The organism is Devosia equisanguinis, assembly GCF_900631955.1.
GTDB classification, from domain to species: domain Bacteria; phylum Pseudomonadota; class Alphaproteobacteria; order Rhizobiales; family Devosiaceae; genus Devosia; species Devosia equisanguinis.
Window position 1 is genome coordinate 249,268 of record NZ_UZWD01000023.1, and the last position, 21,938, is coordinate 271,205.

The 21,938-nt window shown below is 60.8% G+C and carries 22 protein-coding genes; 3 read left to right on the top strand and 19 right to left on the bottom strand.

The window, feature by feature from the left end:
• From DEVEQU_RS09030 to DEVEQU_RS09095, 14 genes are all read right to left on the bottom strand, one after another.
• On the bottom strand, positions 1 to 978 hold the full coding sequence (locus DEVEQU_RS09030; RefSeq protein ID WP_126150233.1) for a LysR family transcriptional regulator: 978 nt from the start codon (positions 976 to 978) through the stop codon (positions 1 to 3).
• Positions 979 to 1,148: 170 nt separating this feature from the next.
• Positions 1,149 to 1,601, bottom strand: coding sequence for a PTS sugar transporter subunit IIA (locus DEVEQU_RS09035; protein ID WP_126150234.1), 453 nt, complete (start codon positions 1,599 to 1,601; stop codon positions 1,149 to 1,151).
• 46 nt (positions 1,602 to 1,647) lie between these two features.
• On the bottom strand, positions 1,648 to 2,343 hold the full coding sequence (locus tag DEVEQU_RS09040) for a response regulator transcription factor (protein ID WP_003168927.1): 696 nt from the start codon (positions 2,341 to 2,343) through the stop codon (positions 1,648 to 1,650).
• Entirely contained in the window at positions 2,340 to 5,045 is a 2,706-nt protein-coding gene (locus tag DEVEQU_RS09045; RefSeq protein ID WP_206437814.1) for a sensor histidine kinase, read from the bottom strand. Before DEVEQU_RS09045 ends, DEVEQU_RS09040 begins: the two co-directional genes overlap by 4 nt.
• A 57-nt stretch (positions 5,046 to 5,102) precedes the next feature.
• Positions 5,103 to 5,675: a potassium-transporting ATPase subunit KdpC gene (gene kdpC / locus DEVEQU_RS09050; RefSeq protein ID WP_126150235.1), complete on the bottom strand. Its 573-nt coding sequence runs from the start codon at positions 5,673 to 5,675 to the stop codon at positions 5,103 to 5,105.
• A gap of 72 nt (positions 5,676 to 5,747) precedes the next feature.
• On the bottom strand, positions 5,748 to 7,817 hold the full coding sequence (gene kdpB / locus DEVEQU_RS09055) for a potassium-transporting ATPase subunit KdpB (protein ID WP_126150236.1): 2,070 nt from the start codon (positions 7,815 to 7,817) through the stop codon (positions 5,748 to 5,750).
• Between the two features lie 227 nt (positions 7,818 to 8,044).
• On the bottom strand, positions 8,045 to 9,748 hold the full coding sequence (kdpA, locus tag DEVEQU_RS09060; protein WP_003168932.1) for a potassium-transporting ATPase subunit KdpA: 1,704 nt from the start codon (positions 9,746 to 9,748) through the stop codon (positions 8,045 to 8,047).
• A 30-nt stretch (positions 9,749 to 9,778) separates the two neighbouring features.
• Positions 9,779 to 9,868, bottom strand: coding sequence for a K(+)-transporting ATPase subunit F (gene kdpF, locus DEVEQU_RS09065; RefSeq protein ID WP_067179871.1), 90 nt, complete (start codon positions 9,866 to 9,868; stop codon positions 9,779 to 9,781).
• A 475-nt stretch (positions 9,869 to 10,343) separates the two neighbouring features.
• On the bottom strand, positions 10,344 to 10,592 hold the full coding sequence (locus tag DEVEQU_RS09070) for a hypothetical protein (protein ID WP_003168933.1): 249 nt from the start codon (positions 10,590 to 10,592) through the stop codon (positions 10,344 to 10,346).
• Between the two features lie 54 nt (positions 10,593 to 10,646).
• A complete protein-coding gene (locus DEVEQU_RS09075; protein WP_003168934.1) occupies positions 10,647 to 10,850 on the bottom strand; it encodes a hypothetical protein in 204 nt (67 codons plus the stop codon).
• A 172-nt stretch (positions 10,851 to 11,022) separates the two neighbouring features.
• Positions 11,023 to 11,970 carry a 4-hydroxy-tetrahydrodipicolinate synthase gene (gene dapA / locus DEVEQU_RS09080; protein WP_126150237.1) on the bottom strand — a complete coding sequence of 316 codons (948 nt, stop codon included), beginning with the start codon at positions 11,968 to 11,970 and terminating at the stop codon, positions 11,023 to 11,025.
• Positions 11,967 to 12,329: a hypothetical protein gene (locus DEVEQU_RS09085; RefSeq protein ID WP_126150238.1), complete on the bottom strand. Its 363-nt coding sequence runs from the start codon at positions 12,327 to 12,329 to the stop codon at positions 11,967 to 11,969. Before DEVEQU_RS09085 ends, dapA begins: the two co-directional genes overlap by 4 nt.
• A gap of 407 nt (positions 12,330 to 12,736) precedes the next feature.
• Positions 12,737 to 13,039 carry a hypothetical protein gene (locus DEVEQU_RS09090; RefSeq protein ID WP_126150239.1) on the bottom strand — a complete coding sequence of 101 codons (303 nt, stop codon included), beginning with the start codon at positions 13,037 to 13,039 and terminating at the stop codon, positions 12,737 to 12,739.
• A 70-nt stretch (positions 13,040 to 13,109) separates the two neighbouring features.
• The gene (locus tag DEVEQU_RS09095) at positions 13,110 to 14,255 is read right to left on the bottom strand and encodes a porin (protein WP_126150240.1); all 1,146 of its coding nucleotides are present in this window, start codon (positions 14,253 to 14,255) and stop codon (positions 13,110 to 13,112) included.
• Between the two features lie 320 nt (positions 14,256 to 14,575).
• Here DEVEQU_RS09095 and DEVEQU_RS09100 point away from each other — a divergent pair, with 320 nt between their 5' ends.
• The gene (locus tag DEVEQU_RS09100) at positions 14,576 to 15,352 is read left to right on the top strand and encodes a 2-keto-4-pentenoate hydratase (RefSeq protein WP_126150241.1); all 777 of its coding nucleotides are present in this window, start codon (positions 14,576 to 14,578) and stop codon (positions 15,350 to 15,352) included.
• Between the two features lie 18 nt (positions 15,353 to 15,370).
• Here the strand turns inward: DEVEQU_RS09100 and DEVEQU_RS09105 are convergent, their stop codons facing one another.
• From DEVEQU_RS09105 to DEVEQU_RS09115, 3 genes are all read right to left on the bottom strand, one after another.
• Entirely contained in the window at positions 15,371 to 15,643 is a 273-nt protein-coding gene (locus DEVEQU_RS09105) for a hypothetical protein (protein WP_003168944.1), read from the bottom strand.
• A 1,028-nt stretch (positions 15,644 to 16,671) separates the two neighbouring features.
• Positions 16,672 to 17,169 carry a xanthine phosphoribosyltransferase gene (gene gpt, locus DEVEQU_RS09110; RefSeq protein WP_126150242.1) on the bottom strand — a complete coding sequence of 166 codons (498 nt, stop codon included), beginning with the start codon at positions 17,167 to 17,169 and terminating at the stop codon, positions 16,672 to 16,674.
• Between the two features lie 78 nt (positions 17,170 to 17,247).
• Positions 17,248 to 18,018 (bottom strand): competence/damage-inducible protein A, encoded by a 771-nt coding sequence (locus DEVEQU_RS09115; RefSeq protein WP_126150243.1) that lies wholly within the window; start codon positions 18,016 to 18,018, stop codon positions 17,248 to 17,250.
• A gap of 158 nt (positions 18,019 to 18,176) precedes the next feature.
• Here DEVEQU_RS09115 and map point away from each other — a divergent pair, with 158 nt between their 5' ends.
• Together map and radC are read left to right on the top strand one after the other, a co-directional pair.
• Positions 18,177 to 19,010, top strand: a complete 834-nt coding sequence (map, locus tag DEVEQU_RS09120; RefSeq protein ID WP_206437816.1) for a type I methionyl aminopeptidase — start codon at positions 18,177 to 18,179, stop codon at positions 19,008 to 19,010.
• Complete coding sequence (gene radC / locus DEVEQU_RS09125; RefSeq protein ID WP_126150245.1) at positions 19,007 to 19,729, top strand: RadC family protein; 723 nt, start codon at positions 19,007 to 19,009, stop codon at positions 19,727 to 19,729. Before map ends, radC begins: the two co-directional genes overlap by 4 nt.
• On the opposite strand, the gene DEVEQU_RS09130 is transcribed toward radC, so the two are convergent.
• Both DEVEQU_RS09130 and DEVEQU_RS09135 read right to left on the bottom strand, forming a co-directional pair.
• A complete protein-coding gene (locus DEVEQU_RS09130; RefSeq protein WP_126150246.1) occupies positions 19,715 to 20,920 on the bottom strand; it encodes a GNAT family N-acetyltransferase in 1,206 nt (401 codons plus the stop codon). The two genes, radC and DEVEQU_RS09130, sit on opposite strands and share 15 nt — an antisense overlap.
• A gap of 164 nt (positions 20,921 to 21,084) precedes the next feature.
• Positions 21,085 to 21,825 carry a cytochrome c biogenesis CcdA family protein gene (locus tag DEVEQU_RS09135; RefSeq protein WP_329601456.1) on the bottom strand — a complete coding sequence of 247 codons (741 nt, stop codon included), beginning with the start codon at positions 21,823 to 21,825 and terminating at the stop codon, positions 21,085 to 21,087.
• Positions 21,826 to 21,938 lie beyond the last annotated feature (113 nt).

The window sequence follows — 21,938 nt, forward strand, 5'->3', positions numbered from 1 at the left end:
TCAGATTAGCCGCCGCGGACGTTCCCCAGAGTCTTTGGACGCCAGTCTCGAGGCCAGCGAGAGAAAACGCCGAAGTGACGGGTTATCCCGGCCGGGTGCCCAAACTGCGCTGAACGGTACAATGTCTTCGTCCTCGACCAAAGGTCGCAGTACGAGCCGAGGGATAGAGACAAAGCGCCAGCCGGCCGACACAACGGTTATGCCCCTGCCAATTGCGACCATATTCATCAAGGTCTCCTGATTGCAGGGCATGATCTCGATCGCAGGATAGGTGCTGTAGTCCGCCAGCCTACGAACGATGTAATCATGCACTTCGAGCCCCGGCGCGCATTTTGTCGCTAGGAATTTCTGGTCGCGGAGCCACGACCATTCGACCGATTCACGCTCGGCTAGATGATGATCCGCCGAGAGCGCAACATGCACTCGTTCCTGCCAGAGTTCGGCTGTTTCACAATCGGCGATCGCGCCATTCCCGGTGATAAAAGCGATATCCAGTTGTCGCGCCCGCAGTGCGGCGACGTGTTCAGCCCGTCCCCCATCTCTGATCTCTATGGCCACCTCTGGATGTAGCAAGGCATACTTTTCGATGAGCTCCCTCAGAAACCCGCCCGCAAGCGACGTCAGAACGCCGATGCTCAGGCTTCCGTTTTCGCCGCGGCCCGCCGCGCCGGCGGTTTGGGTCGCTCGCATGATCTGCTCAATCGCTGGACGGACGGCGGCGACAAATTGCTCTCCGGCATGAGTCAGGCGAATCCCGGAAGGGCATCGCTCGAAGAACGAAACGCCCACCACATCCTCAATGCGTTGCACGCCCCGGCTCACCGTCGCCGGATATTGGCCCAACGCCTCCGCAGCGCGCCGAAAGCTGCGGTAGTCTGCCGCCGCTACGACATACTGAAGCGAACTCAGATCAAACGGGATCTTCGCGGACACGGGAGGAAAAGAAGGCCCCTCTGAGTCCTGGTTTTCCTCCTCCATCCGGTCGACCCTTCAATCAATCGGCGGAGGAAGCGATAAATGCCTCAGGACCAACGGCCTCGCGCAACAATCCCATTTGGAGAAGACGACCGCGGTCAGTCCCGGCATCGCCGTTCGGGCGACGCCAGTGACCTCGACGACCTCGTGTCGATCCGGCCGTCGGAACCTCCTCATACCGGCTGTTCTACCAGGACCGAATACGCGGCAGGCGCGGTCTTCGCTCCGCGCAGCATTTTCATGACCTGCTCATCGCGCGTCCGACGGGCGACCGCCGCGAGAATCTTCAGGTAGTCGTTGCTGCCTTCGGGGGACGACAGCAGCAGAAAGACAACATCGACGGGCAGATCGTCCACCGACTCGAATTCGATTGGCTTCTTCAGCACCATCAGCGCCGCAAAGGATGCCTCCAGCCCAGGGACCGGTGCATGAGGCATGGCGACGCCATGACCGATGCCGGTCGAACCCAGACGCTCGCGGCCCAGTAAAGCAGTATGGATTGCTTCCTCGGCCACCCCCGTGCGAGCGGCCGCATGCGCGGCGAGCTTCTTTATCAGGACGGCTTTTGTTGAGATGGATAGATCAAGGATCACGTCCTCTGGTGCAATTGCAGATGACAGGTTCATAAGAGTACTCACGTTAAGTCGCCCGCCCGTGGACGAGCGCGCGCGGTCACTGCTCCGGCTCACGGAGGCGGTAACCGACACCTGTTTCAGTAAGGATATATTGCGGCTGATCGGGCGTGGCCTCGATCTTCTGCCGCAACTGGCGGACATAGACCCGCAGATATTGGACATCGGTCGAGCCCCCCCACACATGCTTGAGGATGTGCTGGTGCGTGATGACCTTGCCCGCGTGCTGCACGAGAATGCGCAGGATCTCGTATTCCTTGGGTGAGAGCTTCACCTCCTTGTCTGCGACCTTGACGATCCGCTTCACCAGGTCGACCGAGAGATCGCCGACCTGGAATATCGGGCGCTCGCCCTGCTGCTGGAGCTTGTGCCTGAGCGCCACCCGGATGCGCGCCGCCAGCTCGCGCATCCCGAATGGTTTGGTCAGATAATCGTCGGCGCCCAGTTCCAGCGCCTTGACGATGCCCGTTTCATCGGTCCGGCTGGAGAGGATGACGATCGGCAGTTCGACAAGCTCGGCCCGCCACCTTTCAAGCAGCTCATGGCCGGAAATATCGGGCAGCCCGAGATCAAGCAGAATGAGATCGGGCTTTTCCTCTGTGAGCAGCGCGACGGCGTCCTCGCCGTTTGCAGCCTCGACCATGGCATAGCCTTCGGCTGTCAGGCCGACGCGCAGAAGTTTCCTGATCGGCGGCTCGTCATCGACGACGAGAATCTTGACTACGGACGTACTCATATCCTTCCTTCCAAAGTCGAGGGCTCCGGTCCGATCGGAAACCGCAGCGTGAAAATGGCGCCGGGTCTGTCGGCCCGGTTGGTCGCGAAAATCGTTCCGCCCATCGCCTCGACAAATCCCTTGCAGATGGAAAGTCCAAGCCCGGTTCCAGCCTGGACGTGGTCCTTCTTCCGGACGCGATAGAAACTGTCGAAAATCCTGGTGAGATCGTCGGGCGGAATGCCGGGCCCTTCATCGACGACCTGCAATGTGACGTGGCTCTCGTCCGCCCACGCCCGAAGCGCGATCCGCGACCCTGACGGTGCGTATTTGCGGGCATTGTCGAGCAGATTGAACAGCACCTGTTCGAACAGGACCGGATCGAGCCGAACCATCGGCAGATCGGGCGGCACTGCAAGGTCTACCCTGTGGAGAGCCAATATCTTCTCGGCACGGCGCAGGGCGCTGCCGACGCTGTCGCCGATGAACAGCGGCGTCAGCGACACCGCCGCAGCGCCGGATTCCAGCCGTGTCATGTCGAGAAGGTTCGCGATGAACCGGTTCAGCCGCTCGGCCTCTTCGACAATTGTCGTCAGCAACTCGACCCGACCGGAATCGGTCAGGGATGTCGAATAGTCTCTGAGCGCTCCCGCCGAACCGAGGATCGACGCCAAAGGCGTCTTGAGGTCATGCGATAGTGACGTCAAAAGCGCGGAGCGCAGCTTGTCCGCCTCGGCGGCCAGACGCGCATTGTCGACATCGGCCACCAGCTGGATGCGCTCGATCGCCAGAGCGGCCTGATCTGCCAGTGAGTCGAACAGCCGCTGTTCTAAGGGCGTCAGAACCGGCCCTTGCTTGTCATTGTCTAGACCAATGACGCCCACCCGTGTCCTGCCGGTTTTCAGGGGAAGGTAGAGGCGCTTCGCACCCGGCAGCGTGTCCGCTCCACGCCCTGCAGGCTTGTCATGCTCCCAGGCCCATTGGGCCGCCGCAATGTCGGCGTCATCGAGCGTATCGTCGGGCGGGAAACCCGCCTGGACCGCGATGCGGCCATTCTCCGGCAGCAGAGCGACGACCCTGACCTGAAGCATCGAGGCGATCTGATAGACCGTCGCCCAAAGAACGTCGCCCAAGGTCCCGGCGCCGGCGAGCTTCTTGCTGAAGAGATAAAGGCCCTCGGTCGTTTTGGCCCGCTGACGTGCTGTCACAGCCTGGCGTTGAACACGCCCGGCAAGATTGCTGGCGATCACCGCAACGCCGAGAAAGAACGCGAAGGCGACGACGCTCTCGGGATCGCCGATATCCAGCGTGTAGCGCGGTTCGAGGAAAAAGAAGTTGAAGACTAGCGCGCCCAATACGGAAGCGAACAGCGCCGGCCAGAGGCCGCCGCCCATCGCCGAGGCCAGCACGGCCATCAGAAAGACGAGGGCGATGTTGCGGACGTCCAGAAAGCGCGAGAGCGCCGTTCCGATGCCTAGCGCCATGGCGACGTAGAGCGAACTCCACAGATAGTGGCCGAAATCGATTCGTCGTTTGGGCCGCGCGCTGACTGTCGCTGGAGATCGCGTTTCCTCGCCGTTGCCCGGCGAGATGACATGCACGCTCACATCCGTCTTGGCGCGGATCAGATCATGCGAAACGGAGCCCGCGAAGATCTCCCGCCACCTGGGCGAGGTCGGCATGCCAACGATGACGTGCGCATAGTTGTTGGTCGATGCGTAGGCCAGGATCTCTTGCGCAACGTTCTCGCCTGGCAGGGTAACAGCCTCGGCGCCGAGCTGCTCGGCAAGACGCAATGCACTGGCGATCTTGTCCTTCTGCTGCTCTGAGAGTCGGGCATCCTTGCTCGTCTCGACGTGAACCGCGGCCCATGGCGCACGAAGCCGGTCGGCCTGACGGCGGCCGTAGCGGACAAGCGCCATCGCTCCGGGCCGTTCGTTGATGCACACCAGGACGCGCTCGCCGGCCGACCAGGGGCCGGCGATGGCATGCGCCTGCATATGCGTGACCAACTGGTCATCGACCCGCTGCGCTGTGCGCCGCAGCGCCAACTCACGAAGGGCTGTCAGGTTGCTGGGCGAAAAATAATTCTGCGTCGCGCGCTTGGCTGTTTTGGGCAGATAGACCTTGCCCTCGTTCAAGCGCTTGATCAGGTCGCCCGGCGTGATGTCGATGATTTCGATATCGTCGGCGCGGTCAATGATCGAATCCGGAACGGTCTCGCGCACCCGAATCCGTGTGATCTGCGCTACCACGTCGTTGAGGCTTTCGACGTGCTGGATGTTAAGGGTGCTGTAGACGTCTATGCCGTTGGCGAGCAGTTCCTCGACATCGAGATAGCGCTTCGGATGGCGACTGCCCGGCGCGTTGGTATGGGCGAGCTCGTCCACCAGGACCAGCGCCGGCTTGCGCGCCAGAATTGCGTCGATATCCATCTCATCGAGCACATGCCCTCGATACGGCACAGTGCGGCGCGGAACGATCTCGAACCCCTCGACCAGAGCCTCGGTCTCCGCCCGCCCGTGGGTCTCGACCACCCCGATGACAACATCGACGCCGTCTGCGCGCTGGGCCCGGCCCGACATGAGCATCTCGTACGTCTTGCCCACACCCGGCGCCGCCCCAAGAAAGATCTTGAGGTGGCCGCGCGTCTCCCGTTGCGCACTTTCCAGCAACGCATCTGGCGATGGACGGCTCTGCTCTCGTATTGGGTCGTCAGACACTTCATGACTCCGGATCAACGGTCAGGACGGCTATTATAGCCGCCCTGACACCTTCATTCAGCCTCTATTGGCGCTGTCGAGCGCCAGGTTCAGCTTGAGAACGTTGACCACGGGTTCTCCCAGGAAGCCGAGTTTGCGCTGCTCGACGTGCTGATCGACCAGAACGCGCACCGTGGCCTCATCGATGCCGCGCGCTCTGGCGACACGGCCCACCTGGAAGTAGGCGGCCTCAGGCGTAATATGGGGATCGAGGCCGCTGCCAGAGGCCGTAACAAGGTCCATGGGGACCGCTGCGCCACCGTTCTCCGTGCGTGATGCCTCGGTATCCGCAGCGACACGATCGCGAAGCGCCTGGCTGGTGGGGCCAAGATTGGAGCCGCTGGAAGCGCCGGCATCGTAGCCATCTGAACCGGCAGCCGAAGGACGCGGGTGGAAGTAGCGCTCGCCGGCAAAGTTCTGTCCGATGAGTTCGGAGCCTATGACCACGCCTTCACGTTCGATCAGGCTTCCATTGGCCTGTTGGGGAAAAATGGCCTGCGCGATACCGGTCACGCTAAGGGGGTAGATGAGACCGGTGATGACGGTTAGTGCGACAATAAAGAAAATCGCGGGTCTGATTTGCTTGAGCATCGTTTCTGTCCTGAATGGTCCGCTGCTGATCAATATCGCTTCGCGGATTGTGTCTCTGGTGACCGCTTTCGACTAAACGAGGCCAGCGGCTGTGATGGCCATGTCGATGAGCTTGATACCGGCGAAGGGCACGAGAATGCCGCCCAGCCCGTAAATCAGGAGATTCCGGGACAGCAGCGAACCGGCTCCGATCGCACGATACTTCACGCCTTTCAGCGACAGCGGGATCAGCGCTACGATGATGAGGGCATTGAAGATGATCGCCGACAGGATAGCGCTCTGCGGTGAAGCAAGGCCCATGATGTTGAGCGCACCAAGCTGCGGATAGAACGCCAGGAACATCGCCGGGATGATCGCGAAATACTTCGCGATATCGTTGGCGATCGAGAACGTCGTCAGCGCGCCGCGCGTCATCAGCAATTGCTTACCGATTTCCACGATTTCGATCAGCTTGGTCGGATCGCTGTCGAGATCCACCATGTTGCCGGCCTCGCGGGCTGCGACCGTGCCGGTGTTCATGGCGACGCCGACATCCGCCTGGGCAAGCGCCGGGGCGTCATTGGTGCCGTCGCCGCACATGGCGACCAGCTTGCCCTTGGCCTGTTCCTCACGGATCAGCGCCAGCTTGTTCTCCGGCGTCGCCTGCGCCAGGAAGTCGTCGACACCGGCTTCGGCAGCGATAGCCGCCGCGGTCATGGGGTTGTCGCCGGTGATCATCACCGTGCGAATGCCCATGCGGCGCAGCTCGGCGAACCGCTCCTTGATGCCGCCCTTGACGATGTCCTTGAGATAGATGACGCCGAGGAGGCGGCCATCCTTCACCACGGCAAGCGGCGTGCCGCCCGCCTTGGCGATCTCGTCGGCGATAGCCTGGAGCTCACGGACGCTCTCACCGGACGCACGCGGGCTGCCGGTCGCGACCGTGGCGAGTTCCACATGCTTCAAGACCGCATCGACCGCGCCTTTACGGACGGACGAGCCCTCCAGGTCGACGCCGCTCATACGGGTCTGCGCCGTGAACGGGACGAATGTCGCGTTGAGGCTCGCCATGTCGCGTGCGCGGATGCCGTATTTTTCCTTGGCGAGCACGACGATCGAGCGGCCTTCGGGGGTCTCGTCGGCAAGCGAAGCAAGCTGCGCTGCATCGGCGAGTTCCTTTTCGGTGACGCCCCGGATCGGCCGGAACTCGCTCGCCTGACGGTTGCCGAGCGTGATCGTGCCGGTCTTGTCGAGCAGCAGCGTGTCGACGTCGCCGGCGGCTTCAACGGCACGGCCGGACATGGCCAGAACATTGAAGCGGACCAGCCGGTCCATACCGGCGATGCCGATGGCCGATAGCAGTGCGCCAATGGTGGTCGGAATCAGCGTGACGAACAGGGCGACCAGAACGATGATGGGAACATACCCGCCCGCATAGGTCGCGAAGCTCGGGATGGTCACCACGGCCAGGACGAAGATCAACGTCATCCCCGCAAGCAGGATATTGAGCGCGATCTCGTTCGGCGTTTTCTGGCGTTCGGCGCCTTCGACGAGAGCAATCATCTTATCGATGAAGGTCGAGCCGGCCGCGGCCGTGATCCGGACCTTGATCCAGTCGGAAAGGACCTGGGTGCCACCAGTGACGGCAGAGCGATCCCCGCCAGACTCGCGGATGACCGGAGCTGACTCGCCCGTAATCGCCGCTTCGTTTACCGAGGCCACACCCTCAATGACTTCGCCATCGGAGGGGATGATGTCGCCCGGTTCGACGAGAACAACGTCACCGACCTTCAGCGTGGCGCCCGGCACCATTTTGTAGTCGGAGCCGCCGTTCGAGAGCAGCTTGGCCTGGGTCTCCGTGCGGGTTCGCCGAAGCGATTCAGCCTGCGCCTTGCCGCGCCCTTCGGCCACGGCCTCTGCGAAATTGGCGAACAGCACGGTGAACCAAAGCCACAGCACGATCTGCAGAGAGAAGCCGACACTTTCGGCTCCTGTAGCAATGTCCTTGAGCAGAAGCACCGTCGTCAGGACCGACACGACGGCGACGACGAACATGACCGGGTTTTTAGCGAGGCTTTTCGGATTCAGTTTCCGAAACGCATCTCCTATGGCCGGAACGAGTATGCGAGCGTCCAGCATGCTCGCGGATTTGGACTGGTTCATAAGAAACTCCAGCGAGTTTGTTCTTGGGGGCCAACCACTCGGTCACGCCGCCGCGAGCAATTCAGTGATAAGTTTGGCGAGGAGCACCACGCCCCCCAAAGCCAGTGTCATGCCGAGAATGATCGTCGATGCCCTGGGCGGTCTGGCCGCCCCTCGCTCCTCAAACCAGGAGCGAGGGTTCACGACAAATCGGATCGATCTCAGCCATTTGGCCGTCATCGAGGCTCTCAGAAAGTCTGGCCCGCCAACATGGCGAAGTGCTCGACGATCGGACCCAGCGCCAAGGCAGGGAAGAACGTCAGGCCGCCGACGATCAGGATCACGCCCACCAGAAGACCGACAAACAGAGGCCCGGTCGTAGGCAGGGTGCCGCTGGATTCAGGAACCGTCTTCTTGGCGGCCAGGGACCCAGCGATAGCCAGCGCCGGAACGATCACCATGAAGCGTCCCATCAACATCGCCAGGCCAATCGTGATGTTGTACCAGGGCGTGTTGGCGGAAAGACCTGCAAAGGCCGAACCATTGTTCGCCGTGCCGGATGTGTAGGCATAGAGAACTTCGGAGAACCCGTGCGGACCTGCGTTGGCCATCGAAGCCACGCCCGTGTCGAGCACTACGGCTATCGCGGTGAAGCCAAGTATCGAAAGAGGCAGGCACAAGACGGCCAGCATGGCCATCTTCACTTCCTTCGCCTCAATCTTCTTGCCGAGATACTCGGGTGTCCGCCCGACCATGAGCCCTGCCACGAAGATCGCGACGACGACGAACAGGATGATGCCGTAGAAGCCTGCGCCGACACCGCCAATGATGATCTCGCCGAGCATCATGTTGATGATCGGGATCATCCCGCCCAGCGGCATGAAGCTGTCGTGCATCGATATGACCGCGCCGCACGATGCAGCGGTCGTAACGACTGCAAAGAGTGCCGACGTGAGGATGCCGAAACGGGTTTCCTTTCCTTCCATGTTGCCGCCCTCAAGGCCAAGCGAATGGAGAAGCGGATTGCCTGCGGCCTCGGCCCAATAGGTGATTGCGACACCGGCGAGGAACAGAACGCCCATGGCGGTGAAGATGGCCCAGCCCTTCTTCTCGCTGCCGACCATGCGTCCAAACACGTTGGTCAGAGCCGCGCCAATGGCAAAGATCGAGACCATGTGGATGAGGTTGGTGAAGGCATTAGGATTCTCGAACGGGTGCGCGGCGTTGACGTTGAAGAAGCCGCCACCGTTGGTTCCCAGATGCTTGATCATCATCTGAGATGCGACCGGACCCTGAGCAATGGTTTGCTGCGCGCCTTCGACGGTCGTTGCGATAGTGTATGGGTTGAGGTTCTGCGGGACGCCCTGCCATACAAGCACCAGGCTGCCGACAAAGCAGATCGGCAATAGGACGTAGAGCGTGATGCGGGTGAGATCGACCCAAAAATTGCCGACCGTTTTGCCAGATGCCCGAGAGAAGCCGCGGATCAATGCGACCGCAATCGCGATGCCTGTCGCTGCCGACACGAAGTTCTGCACGGTAAGACCGGCCATCTGGGTCAGGTAGCTCATGGTGGTCTCGCCGCCATAGCCCTGCCAGTTGGTATTGGTCATGAAGCTGACAGCGGTATTGAAAGCGCTGGTCGGCTCAACCGCCCCCAATCCCTGAGGGTTGAACGGCAACCCTCCCTGGAGACGTTGAACGAGGTAGAGAACCGTGAAGCCGGCGAGGTTGAAGAGCAGCATGGCCAGCGCATAGGTCGTCCAATGCTGCTCCTCTTTCTCATTCGTTCCAGCGACGCGGTACAGTCCCCGTTCGAGCGGTCCAAAAATGACCGAAAGGAGTGTACGCTCGCCGTTCAGGACGCGGGTGAGATAGCCGCCGAGCGGCTTCACCAGCGCGATGATGATCCCGGCGAAGACCAGGATCTGTATCCATCCATTTATTGTCATCGGTGGTTTCTTTCCGAGCTACTGTCTTGATCAGAACCGCTCGGGACGAGCGAGGGCATAGAGCAGATAGCCAGTCACAAAGACCGCAACGGCTGCTCCGAGGAAGTATTCCAAGATCATGATTGATTTCTCCCGGTCAGAGCTTTTCGCAAACTCTGATGTATCCAAACATCAGTGCGAAAAATCCAACACCTATTGCCAGCACAATAACGTCCATTGCTTTCGCCTCCGGCGCCGAAGTTGATACGAATGACCAGCCAAGACGGAAGACCTGGCAAGCCACAGCTATAATTCTTCCAGCGCGCCCTTGCGTACGCACGGGTGCCGGAGGAGGAATTTGGCGGAAATATGGACGCGAACCGCATATAGGTTCGAGAGAGGACGGGGCCTCAAAAAATAGGAATCCAATAGTTATTTTGGCGGCGCGCATAAAAATTCCATAGGAATTTCTGCCAAACCGCCCATTGGCAAGCAAAAAGCCCGCCGACTCGGTAGAGGCGGCAGGCTTTGCTTATGTCAACGAGAAGAGTTACTTCTCCATCTCACTCGTCACGGTAACGTCAGCGAGCGTGAGCGGGTCATCGATAGCAACCGGCTAGGCGGCGGCCCGGCGTCCAAACAGCGGGTCAAGGCTCAGGCGCTGGCTTTCGGCCATGCAGATCACAGCCCCTGGCGCGTTATTGGTTTCCTGACGGGCGAAGTGAATCGCCGCATCCTTGCTGACAAAGCAGCCGCCGACGAGGTTACGCTCATCGCGGACGGTCCAGCATCCTCGGTTGTCCTGGCCGACGAAAAAATGGTTCAGAGGTTGGGGAGGCTCTTTCGGCTGAATGGCGCTTGCCATGGAAGATGATCCTGATTGTTCGTTGAAGAGTGAGCTGTGGACGTCGTTGGCGCGCTAGCCGGCCAACGCGGTGACTGTGGCGACGGCCGCAATCACGAGGGCCATTACGACTCCGAGCCGCAGGAACATTCCAACGTCGGCCATCGGCTCATCCGAGCGCACGGCAACCTTGGCTTCGCCATCCGTCCGCCCAGGGTTGGCCTTGTTCTGTTGTTGCATCGCATAGAAATAGTAACCACGAGGGTACATCGCAGACATCCTTTCTCGGTATCGGCAGGCCATTCCACGCGTCGAGTCAAATGATGCCTTTTGCCGATACGTTGAATTTAAAGATGTCGGGATTTGTTCTCCATTTCACGGATAGCCGGATTTCATAGTATTTTCATTGGAGAACACAGCAGCATCATGCTGTTCTTATAAGGAGACCCGGTCAGGCCGAGAGGGGGACGAGAGACCTCTCGGCGACCAGAGACGTATCGATCTCCAAGGAGTCGATCTCCGCCACGGTCGCGCGTATTCTTGCTGCGGTGCCATCGGAAACCTCGACCAGCGGAAGGCGGACGGCGGGCGAGTATCCGCGCGCGCAATGCAACGCGAACTTGATCGGGCATGGATTGCTTTCAAGCTCCAGCGCCTCGATCAGCGGGAAAAGATGGGCGTTGATGCGCCGAGCTTCCAGATAGGCACTCTTCCGCACCGCGCCGATCATCGCCGCTGTCAGCATCGGGGCGACGTTCGACACGACCGAAATGGCGCCGTCGCCGCCGCCCGCCATGAAAGCCAGCATGGATCGGTCATGGCCGGAAAGCTGCGTGAAACGATCGCCGAAGCGGACGGCCATCGTGCTTACCCGCGTCGGATCTCCGCTTGCGTCCTTGACGCCGACAAGACCGGGCAGGTGCGCAAGGCGGTCGAGCGTTTCGATCTTGATATCGACGGCCGTCCGGGAAGGCACATTATAGATGATGATCGGCAGCTCGGCAGCTTGCGCGACGCTCTCGAAATGCCGGAACAGGCCCTCCTGGCTCGGCCGACTATAGTAAGGCGTGACGACCAAAGCTCCGTCCGCGCCAAGGCGAGCCGCCTCGCAGGTCGATTCGACGGTACGCCGGGTGTCGTTGGTGCCCGAGCCGGCGATCACCGGCACACGGCCATTGGAGACCTCGACGCACAAGCGGATCACCGCCGCCCATTCCGGATCAGACAGGGTCGGCGCCTCGCCCGTAGTACCGCAGGCGACAAGACCCTGTACGCCCTGGTCGATCTGCCAGTTGGCGAGCTCCGCCAAGGCGTCGAAATCGATAGCCTCACCCCTGTACGGGGTGACAAGTGCGGTCATCAGACCGCCGAATAACGGAGGGTCGCCACTGGGTTTCATGCTGCCTCTTCTCCACCTTGCGAGAGTTCTTTCGGCCGGCGCCGGCGACGATCGAGGGAGCCCAGCAATGCGATCAGCATGGCAGCGGCCAGATCGTCGTGTCGGCCCACGCACCTGCGCAAATTGCCTCGATCGCTCCACGCCACGCGACAACGCCAACGATCTCCCGAGCGGCCCATCGACCAAGGGTGCCGTGTTGGCTGCAGATGCGCTCCGAGTTCGAGAACCGCTTCAAGCAAGGCACTTGCTTCGAGCAGATCACGGAGCCGGCGGTGCCGTCGAAACTGCGGCTGGTCTTCGCGCTCCTCGATAATCCTCACAGCCAGCCAGATGTGGTGCTCCTTGAGGACTCTGGCCATCTCCAACTGCGTCCTCAGGCCTGGCAACTCAGCCAGACGGCTTTCACCGATAGCCCGCCTTCGGTCGTCGGGTTGGAGAGCGGGAGCAGCAGGGCGTGTCATGCCGCTCTCAGAAAAACTATGGCGACGACCTGCACCGCGGCACAGCTCGCAGCAAACATCAGAAGCAGGTATTCCGATCTACGGCGTCGCTCGCGTTTGCTGAACCTCGGTTTCGGTCGTGGCAACCTGGGGTGAGCAGGACGGCCCGAAAATCTGCATTCAGCCGCCATTTCTGAGCACCAGGTAGATGCTGGGGCCTGCGGCAGCAAGAACAGCGCAACCGGCGATCACCACCAGAGCGATGATCTCCACGGCGCAGCGGAAGACGTGTCGGGAGACTTGGCGATCGCTTGGTACAGCCCGGCTCAATTTTCGCCCTCGCTCCCCATCTGAGGTGGCTCGCGCCGCCGACTGAGGTTCATCATCTCCAGGCAGAAGCGACCGTCTGGCAGTTGAAGATAGAGGCGGTAGCAGCCGTAGCTCTCGCCTATCAGCCTTGCCGCACCGACGGCATCATTGCGCGTCGGGTGGCACCATTCGGAGTCTTCACCTTCAAGATGCACAGTCCAGCGATCATCATAGTTCCGGTAGACCCAGAGAACGGGCAGGACCGGATACACAGTCGCTGTGGCTTGAGGAGCCTCCAATTTCGATATGATCTGTTCCAAACCCATGTATCACCTAAGCTCGCAGAGCGTCTGCGGAGCCGGTGGCTCCGCATGTCCGCCCGCGCCCGTCCTAGAAAAGCACCCCAGCTTCAAACATCCCGCGAACCTGGTCGCGCTTGTCGAAGTTGGACCCAAAGCCGTAGCCTTCGGTGACCCGATCGATGCGGGTGTACGAAAGCTCGGTACGCGCGAAGAAGATCCCGCGCTGGTAGGTCGGCGTCACTGTCAGCGACCACGCCCTGCTTTTCGGCCCATAGAGCAGATTGGTGGGGGCGCAGTCTGCGGCGACGCCGCAATCTCCTCCGCTTGAAGCGATGTACTCGGCGCGTCCAGCGATCGAAAAATTCTCATTGATGGCATATCGAGCCAGCAGCGCTCCGCCGAATGTTTCGGCCGAGCGATCGATCCCGATGTCCCTGTTCGAGCGGACCGTTGTGTATTGCAGGTAGGGCTGGAGCGTCAGCGGGCCGTCGACATAGGTGTAGATCACATTGAAGATGCTGCTGTTGTTCTGCGCCAGTGGCGTCGCGGCGCCGGTCTTGCCCGACTCTGCAAAGTTGCCTGCGGCGACCAGCGTGATCGTGCTCGACGGCGTCGCCGCATAAGACACCAGACCGGATACCCAGTTGTAATCCCCTGAGTAGAACCCATCATTGACCGACACCGAGGCGTTGACCGGTCCATTGCTATAGTTCACCTGCACACCGCGGCTGATCGCCGGCTCCTGGTTCCAGAGCAGGCCGCGCGCGATATTCATATTCTGGAACGTGAAGGTCGATTCCGCGCCGATCAACGTCGGCAGCAAACCCGCCTGCACTGAGAAATTCGGCGACAGCTCGAGCTTGCCATAAGCAACCGGCACCGGCCCGTACAACTGATCGGTGACGTCGGTTGCGCGGGTGTAGGCAGAGCCCAAAGAAGGCAGCGAGTAGACACCGCCCTGGACGAAGAACGTCAAAGGCGCCCCGGTTGTCTGCACCTGAATTTGGGCATTGCCGATATCGACGAGGGGATCTGTCGTTCGCGGATCGACGCCGGGAATGCCGTTCGTCTGCGCATTGCCGATGCCTGTGAGCTGGCCGGTGATATGAAGGCGACCAAACACGCCCGCATCCATGCTCATCGGATCGGGGTTCGGGCGCAGAGGGCCACCAAAGCTCGGCGCGCTCAGGGGTTCGGCCGCTGCCTGGCCAAGACCCATCACCGAACCGGCCATGATCGCGACCGCGCCAACTGCGCTCCGGCAAAGCATCCGCCGACGCCCAGCCCCCGGTCTTGTTGGGAGACCGGCCTCGGCTGTGGCCGTAGCGGCGGGTGCGAGGGACGGTTTAAGCGGCTTCATACCTTCAGGTCCTTCCGGTTTGGTGGGACCCTCAAGCTAAATAGAGCCGCATATTGTTTCGACGGGAGCTCAGCCGCGCTGCGATAGTATTTTCATAAGAAAAAGCCCTGACAAAAATATACGTACTCATATAGTTGGATTTTTATTTGACTGAGCACGACTTTGCGCCCTCTCTCGCGCGGGAGTGTGCTTCTATGATTGACCAAAATCTCGACTATCTCGCTAGCTTGCTTTGCCAAAACCGTCGGCAGGGAATTACCTCAGATATCCCGTTCGATCTGCTTCGAAGCGAGGATGACGCCTGGGCGGTGCAGTCAGCAGCAATCTCGGCCTTCGCCAATGACGCGGTAGGCTACGCACTGATAGGCACTTGCCCCGCCATCCGCGGCACGCTCGGCCTTGCCAGTCCCATCTACTGCCCGATCCCTGTGGGATCAGTTCTTCAGGACTCCCACGGGCCGTTCCGGCTTCCCCAAGGCTTCATCGGAGCACAATGCGAAATCGTCTTTACGATAGGCGGTCCCTTGGGGGCGGACCATTGGCCCATAACTCGCGATCAATTTTGCAAGGCGATCCTGAGCTACCAACCGGCTATCGGTCTTGTTGGGCGACGTGGTCACCTGACTGGGCAACCACACCTGGCCGCCATTGCTGACTATGCGTTCCATGTTTCGACGATCGTCGACAAATATCATGAGCCAACAGGCCTGGAGGCCATGGACACAATCGACATGCGAGCGTCGATCAACAACGTTCCAGTGTTTCAGTCGGCATCGGGAGAGGGGCTGGTTGATCCGATCAACTCTGCGCTCTGGCTCGTGAATGACCTGATCGCCAGAGGCAATTATCTCAGCGCCGGCGATATCGTAGCAACCGGATCGATCATCCCGATGCTGCTGCAAATCCTTCCTGGTCAGGAACTGAAGGTCGAGTTGTCAGGCGTTGGCGACGCATCCGCACGGTTTCTTTGAACCAACAGAAGCGGCCGATCAGACGGCCAACTGATGGCCACTGAAAATGTAGAGACCCAACGCCGTCGCCGCCAACCATAGAGCCTCATCCCAATAGGTGAACCTGGTCTTGCCGAATCGTTCGCCGCGATGAACTGCATAAGCGACGGCCATTACGCCGTATATGCCGGTCCACAGCGCGAATGTGGCAAGGAAGTTCTCGCTCTTCAGAATGTAGGCGATTGCCGCAGCGACGACCAGCTTGATGCCATAGCGCCCAATGTGCTCTCGCGACTGCTCGTCTAACCGCATAACACGCCTGGATCGTTCGTTAGATCAGGCCGAAGACGAGGGTCAGCCGGTAGCCGACATACCCAACGCCGATCGCGGTAATCGCCAGGACAAGCAGCAAGCCAAGCCCACCATTCCCTGGCTCTTTCTGAGGGCGCGGCGCCTCGTTCTGATTCTTCCGGACCCTACCATTTCCAGCCATTTGCGATGAGCGCTCCCTCGGCGCTCCAGTGCGCAGCTATTTCTAGGATGCTGCTGCATAGGAATTCGAGAGGGACCGTCCGCAAGCTGCATAAGCGGATTTTATTTCGGGGTTTCACGTGCGTTGCTAGGTGAACTGCATCACAGGGTCAGGATCGAAAACGTTAACGCCCGTTCCACTTCGATCTTCGGACCAGCGGCTGTAGTGTTCATAGTTCGAAGATGAAATGGCGCGCACGATATTTTGGACTCGGACTCACCGAACACGATCTTATTATGCAAGATCATCCGCCACCGCTTAATGCTTGGATTCCAGCGGCACCCTGTGACGCTGGATAATGGTGCGGACGACGGGACTCGAACCCGTACTCTCACAGAGAAGCAGATTTTCGTACCACCTCGACTTTCGCCGCCGCCATATGGCGTTCGTGGTCTGGACTGTCCCTTCGCCGTGGCCCAAAGGCTTTAGGCGCCGCCCGTCCAGTCTCTACACCTTCCCCCGAAGAGGGGCTTGGCTCGGGATTGGCTTAAGGCATCTGCCCGTTAGCGTTCCCCGACTTTGAGCGGTTCTACTCCGCGGATTTCCCCACGGGCACTCCAATTATAAAGTCTGCTGCGTCTACCGATTTCGCCACGTCCGCCTTTTGCCGCCGATTCTCGCACTAGGTCTCTGCACCTATATTGCACCTAGCACAAAAACAGCCCTTTTATGCCTCCCTTAGCCCGCACTCCCAACATTCTGAAATGCCAACCTTTTTCCTCTCCAAAACTTTTTTTCAGCACGGTAGAAAAAAGACTTTTTAAGTCCGGTGTGTCTACCATTCCACCACGCCCGCGAACTCAGGGGATCAGTCGGTGCCGCCGGAGATGGGGGCGACATAGGCGACGTCGAGGTCCCAGGGGAAGAAAATCCAGGTGTCCTGGCTGACTTCGGTGATGAAGGTATCGACCATGTCGCGGCCCTTGGGCTTGGCATAGACGGTGGCGAAATGAGCGCCCGGCAGCATTTCGCGGACCACGCGCGCGGTCGAACCGGTATCGACGAGGTCGTCGACGATCAGCACCTTGCCGCCATTCTTGGCGATGTCGAGTACCGGCTGGCTGATTTCCTTGAGCACCTTTATGCCACCCTGGTTCTGGTGGTCATAGCTTTTCACCGCCACTGTTTCGACGGTGCGGATGTTCAATTCGCGCGCGACGATTGCCGCCGGAACCAGGCCGCCACGGGCGATGGCGACCACCGCATCGAAGCTGCCCATGCCGGCAAGGCGCCAGGCCAAAGCCCGGCTATCGCGATGGAACTGATCCCAGGTGACGGGAAAGGATTTCTGATTGGGGTTGCTCAATGCGCTCTCCAGGCAAGCGGCTGACGCCAAAAGTTTCTGTATCGATGTGTGCTTAGCAAAGGCGAGCGGGATCGCCAATCATTCAGAGTCGGGCGGCGCGACGCCGGCCTTTTCATGCGCCGCCGCAACCATGGCACGAACCTTCTCCGCCGCTTCGGCCAGAAGGGCCTCGTCGGATGAGCGCAGCACCAGTTCGGTCATCACCTTGCCATGCCCCATCTGCGGATAGGAGCCCATCTTGACTGCGGGATACTGCTCCTGCAGCGCCGCCAGCGGACCGCCGACTGTGCCTTCGCCGACCGCAGCCTTGACGGTGACCGACTTGACCTTCTTGCCGCCTTTGAGGGTCGGCGCCAGCGCTTCGAGCATGGCGCGCATGATGACGGGGACCCCTGCCATCACATGCACATTGCCGATGCGGAAACCCGGCGCGGCGCTGACGGAATTGACGATGAGGTCGGCGCCTTCGGGAATGCGGGCCATGCGCAGCCGCGCCTCGTTGACCTCGGTGCCGGTCTGCTTCCAGCGCGCCTCGAGCATGTCGCGTGCCTGGGCATTGATCGGCAGGGCAACGCCGAATGCGGTGGCAATGGCGTCGGCGGTAATGTCGTCATGGGTCGGCCCGATGCCCCCCGAGGTGAAGACATAGGTGTAGCGCTGGCGCAGGGCGTTGACCGCCTCGACAATGGCGTCCATCTCGTCCGAGACTACGCGCACTTCGGTGAGGTCGATGCCCAGATCGGTGCAGAAATCGGCGACGGCGCCGATATTGACGTCCTTGGTGCGGCCGGACAGGATTTCGTCGCCGATGACAATCATTGCGGCGGTGACGCGTGTTTCTTGGGTCATGACAGGGTCCCGATGAAGCAAACTGCATGCCCCTGCCCGGCCCATCAAGTCAAGCCGATGACGCGCCGGTGTCACCGCAATTGCCGCAGAAGCCGCACCGCATCTTCCAATCCCGCCACTAAGGTCCTATTTTCGCGCCAAGGAGACCTTTCAGCATGATTACCTATGTCGACGCGACCAGCAAATCCCGCCGTTCCCCGGGGATCATTCCCCTGCACGGCGAAGAGGGATTCGCCGGCATGCGCAAGGCGGGGCAGTTGACGGCTGAGGCGCTGGATATCCTTACAGACTATGTCGAAGCGGGCGTGCCCACCGCCACGCTGGACAGGATCGCCTATGAATTCGCCCGCGACCACGGCGCGGTGCCGGCGACCATCTTTTATAAGGGCTATCGCCATTCGCTGTGCACGTCGCTCAATCACGTGGTCTGCCACGGCATCCCGGATGACCGGCCGCTGCGGGAAGGCGATATCGTCAATATCGATCTCACCCTGGTGGTGGATGGCTGGCACGGCGATTCGAGCCGCATGTATCCGGTGGGCGAGATTTCGCGGAAGGCCGAACGCCTGATCGAGGTGACCTATGCCGGTCTCGAGGCCGGTATCGCTGCTGCAAGGCCCGGCAATACCACCGGCGATATCGGCGCCGCCATCCAGACCATCGCCGAGGCCGAGCGCATGAGCGTGGTCCGCGATTTCGTTGGCCATGGCCTGGGCCGCTTGTTCCATGACGAGCCAAATATCCTTCACTTCGGCACCCCAGGCTCCGGCGTGCCGCTGAAGCCGGGCATGATCTTCACCATCGAGCCGATGATCAACCTCGGCCGGCCGCACGTGAAGATCCTTTCTGATGGCTGGACCGCAGTGACCCGCGACCGCACATTGTCTGCACAGTGCGAACACTCGATCGGCATCACCGAAACCGGCTGCGAGATCTTCACCCTGTCGCCCAAGGGCCTGTTCAACCCGCTTGCCGCGCGGTCTGGTCAGTGAGCGACAGCGGCAAGGACAAGAAAGACGGGCTCGCCGAAGCGGCAAAGCCGCATTATGTGGGCCATCGAGAACGCGCGCGAGACCGGTTCAATGCGGTTGGCGGCGAAGCGCTGGCCGATTACGAACTGCTCGAACTGCTGCTGCACATCATCCTGCCGCAGCGCGACACCAAGCAGTTGGCCAAGGAATTGCTGAGCCATTTCGGCTCGTTTTCCGGTGTGCTGGGCGCCTCGCCCAACCGCCTTGCGGAGATCAAGGGGCTCGGCGCCACCTCGATCACCCACCTCAAGGTGATGCAGGCAGTGGCGCAGCGCTATGGCCGCGACCAGATCGATGCCGAAAAGCCCATTCTCTCGTCCTGGTCGCAGTTGATCGACTATTGCCGCAGTCAGATGGCCTACGAAATGGTCGAGCAGTTCCGCGTTCTCTTCCTCGACAAAAAGAACCGCCTGATCGCCGACGAGGTCCAGCAGGTCGGCACGGTCGACCACACGCCGGTTTATCCGCGCGAAGTCATTCGCCGGACGCTGGAGCTTTCGGCGACAGCTCTGATTCTTGTACACAACCATCCGTCGGGCGATCCGACACCCTCGGCGGCGGACGTGCGGATGACCAAGGAAATTGCCGATATCGCCAAGCCGATGGGCATTGCCCTGCATGACCACATCATTGTCGGCCGGAACGGCCACGCCTCGCTGCGCGGACTAAAGCTGATCTGAGCCCGCAGACTGGCGGCCGCGGAGCTTGTCGACCAGTTGCCGAAGGGTTCGCAGCGCCGTCTTGATCGTGGGATTGGCCTTGGCGCGGGCGCGCGCCTTCTGCAGGCCACGATGGACATGGGCGATGGCGGCGCCGCGCGAATTCAGGCCGATATAATGCTGCCGCAGCGGCATTTGTACATTGCACCAGTGTCGCTTTTCGTCGGTGAAGCCTGAGCCCATGTCGAACACGGTGAAGCCGCTATCGAACACGGTTTGCATCACGCGCAACAGGCACTGCTTGCCCGGTGAGCCAGACTGGATATGGGGGTCATCGCTCATCGAGGAGATGAGGCAGAACATGCGGTCTCCGTGGACCACATTGTAGCGCACCGCGACGATGTCTCCATTCAGACGCAGCGCATGCACCCGCACATCGATGCCCGAACCCGGCAGTGCCGCGTCCTGATAGAAGCCGATGAGCTTGTCATAGACAAAAATATCGCGAATGCCCTGCGCATGGAAACGCGCTGAGCGCTGCCTGAACATGACGTCGATAGCCTCGCGCCGCGCCGCCTCGCCCGTCACTTCCTCGAACGCAACCTCGCCAAGGGCTGCCAGTCGATCGCCCTGCTGCCGATCATGCTTGCGCCGTGACTTGCTGCGTTGCTCACGATCGCATTCCTCCCAAGAGGAAAACTGCGCGCGGTAAAGGGTTTCCACCGCCAGCGTACTGCCCAGCTCGTCGAAAAGGCCCGCGTGGCCCCCGGCTTCGACCGGAATGGACCGCAGATAGAGGAGATCGGCGCCCTTGAGGGCAGCAGTCATGGCCTTCCACAGTGCCGCCCGACCAGGCGCACCCAGTGAAGCCAGCCGCTCATAGTCGGCGACCGGGGCATAGCACCCCACATTGGCGCCGGGAAACCAGGTGAAAACGGCAACACCCTGCACCCGCTTGCGATGCAAGGGCAGAAGCGCAACAGGCTGGCCATCGACCTTGCCGACCACATAACGTTGCGACTCGGGCGCCAGCCTTCGATTCCTTACCCAAAGGCGAATGAAGTCATAGCTTTGGCCGGGGGATTCGATGGATTGCGTCGAAAGCGTCCGCCAGACGGCTTCGACGTCTTCGATTTCGTGGGTGACTGTGACGTCGATTTCGCAGCGCATGGCCGCCGGGGCGGCCGTGGCCACCGCGCTGGTGCTTCCCATTTCCGCCGCTGACGTGGCAAGCGGTTGGCTCTGTGCGTGCACGGTCCGACTGTCCCTTCCCGAACGGCCTCACCATGATCCCGGGAAGTAAACCACCCCTGAAGGCAGGCTCTAGAAAATGCGCTTGTGCTGCCCAACCCCCCGCAAGGTTAACGCAATCTTGCTCAGCCGAAGGTAGCCAGCACCGGGAAGGTCTCGAGGAACCAATAGGAAATGCGGGTGAAATCGCCGGTGAGGAAAAGGATGCCGGTGACGATCAGCAACCCGCCCATGACTTTCTCGACTATGCCCAGATGCTTCTTGAAGCCCTGGAAAAAGGTGAGGAAGGGGCCGATGGCGATGCCGGCGAGGAAAAAGGGAATGCCCAGTCCCAGCGAATAGAGCCCGAGCAGGCTGGCGCCTTCCCAGGCCGTATCGCGGCTCGCCGCTACCGACAGAATCGCCGCCAGTACCGGTCCGATGCAGGGGGTCCAGCCGATGGCGAAGGCCAGGCCGAGCAGGAATCCGCCCAGCGGTCCGGAGGCGACCCCTGGCCCATTGTGCCGCAACTGCCGGTCGAGCAGGCCGATGCGGAACACGCCGAGGAAATGCAGGCCCATGGCGATGATGACGATCCCAGCTATCGGGGTAATGATCGGCAGCAATTGCCGAAAAGCCTGGCCAAAGGCCGTTGCCGTCGCGCCCAGCGTGACGAAAACCACGGTAAAGCCAAGGATGAAGAAGATGGAGGTGAAAGCAACCCGCGCCGTCAGCTTGCCGGCCGATCCGCCCACAGCTTCGGCACGCAACTGATCATAGCTCGCCCCGCTCATATAGGTGAGGTAAGGCGGCACGAGCGGCAGCACACAGGGGCTGAGAAAGCTCAGCACGCCCGCTCCGATGACCAATGGCAGGGAAAATTCCACGATGACGCTCCTTGCTTGCGCCCTGTGTATCGCGCTCGCTGCAGAAGGCAATGAGCCGCGCGGTCGCATCGCGGCTATGTGAGCATCGGCCTTCCTCGTCAGACGCCATCGTG

Coding starts and splice junctions, on each gene's coding strand:
- DEVEQU_RS09030 (WP_126150233.1), bottom strand. CDS start 978: ATGGAGGAGGAAAACCAGGACTCAGAGGGGCCTTCTTTTCCTCCCGTG.
- DEVEQU_RS09035 (WP_126150234.1), bottom strand. CDS start 1,601: ATGAACCTGTCATCTGCAATTGCACCAGAGGACGTGATCCTTGATCTA.
- DEVEQU_RS09040 (WP_003168927.1), bottom strand. CDS start 2,343: ATGAGTACGTCCGTAGTCAAGATTCTCGTCGTCGATGACGAGCCGCCG.
- kdpC (WP_126150235.1), bottom strand. CDS start 5,675: ATGCTCAAGCAAATCAGACCCGCGATTTTCTTTATTGTCGCACTAACC.
- kdpB (WP_126150236.1), bottom strand. CDS start 7,817: ATGAACCAGTCCAAATCCGCGAGCATGCTGGACGCTCGCATACTCGTT.
- kdpA (WP_003168932.1), bottom strand. CDS start 9,748: ATGACAATAAATGGATGGATACAGATCCTGGTCTTCGCCGGGATCATC.
- kdpF (WP_067179871.1), bottom strand. CDS start 9,868: ATGATCTTGGAATACTTCCTCGGAGCAGCCGTTGCGGTCTTTGTGACT.
- DEVEQU_RS09070 (WP_003168933.1), bottom strand. CDS start 10,592: ATGGCAAGCGCCATTCAGCCGAAAGAGCCTCCCCAACCTCTGAACCAT.
- DEVEQU_RS09075 (WP_003168934.1), bottom strand. CDS start 10,850: ATGTCTGCGATGTACCCTCGTGGTTACTATTTCTATGCGATGCAACAA.
- dapA (WP_126150237.1), bottom strand. CDS start 11,970: ATGAAACCCAGTGGCGACCCTCCGTTATTCGGCGGTCTGATGACCGCA.
- DEVEQU_RS09085 (WP_126150238.1), bottom strand. CDS start 12,329: ATGGCCAGAGTCCTCAAGGAGCACCACATCTGGCTGGCTGTGAGGATT.
- DEVEQU_RS09095 (WP_126150240.1), bottom strand. CDS start 14,255: ATGGCCGGTTCGGTGATGGGTCTTGGCCAGGCAGCGGCCGAACCCCTG.
- DEVEQU_RS09100 (WP_126150241.1), top strand. CDS start 14,576: ATGATTGACCAAAATCTCGACTATCTCGCTAGCTTGCTTTGCCAAAAC.
- DEVEQU_RS09105 (WP_003168944.1), bottom strand. CDS start 15,643: ATGCGGTTAGACGAGCAGTCGCGAGAGCACATTGGGCGCTATGGCATC.
- DEVEQU_RS09115 (WP_126150243.1), bottom strand. CDS start 18,018: ATGACCCAAGAAACACGCGTCACCGCCGCAATGATTGTCATCGGCGAC.
- DEVEQU_RS09130 (WP_126150246.1), bottom strand. CDS start 20,920: ATGGGAAGCACCAGCGCGGTGGCCACGGCCGCCCCGGCGGCCATGCGC.